We start from the raw sequence: 400 nt of genomic DNA, 5'->3' as shown, positions 1-400 counted from the left end.
AGGGTTGCCATCGCCTTCCTGCAAATGCTTTAAATGCTGAAAGTCCGTCTCGACGAATTCAACATTATTACGATCCAATTCAAAGTTATTCTGCTTGGCATAACGATGCAGAATCTCAAAGCCGATTTTATTGGTAATGGGATTGGCTGCTGGCGTAGTAATACGTATTGGCTGGTTTTGCTGTAGCTTCTCCATGCTACTTTGCTTCATCAGCACGCCGCCATCGGTCACAAAAAAACAGCCGAGCGCTTTTAGGTCATCAAAATAATGTTCAAATAAATGAATCGGCTCATTGACGTGCAGGTCGATATTGCCTGCTTGCAACTCGGCAAAGCCATCATAATGCTCCGTCGGTTCAATCATGGTGATATCGAGTCCAGCTTTTTGATACGCACCGGTC

General features: G+C 44.8%; 1 protein-coding gene. It reads right to left on the bottom strand.

Going from position 1 to position 400, the window contains the following annotated elements:
- The coding region (locus AAEZ06_RS26890) for a substrate-binding domain-containing protein (protein WP_350617109.1) at positions 1–400 on the bottom strand (400 nt) is incomplete at both ends.

The sequence above is a fragment of the Pseudomonas sp. HY7a-MNA-CIBAN-0227 genome (assembly GCF_040310325.1).
Lineage (GTDB): Bacteria > Pseudomonadota > Gammaproteobacteria > Pseudomonadales > Pseudomonadaceae > Aquipseudomonas.
This window is presented reverse-complemented; position numbering and strand designations above follow the sequence as displayed.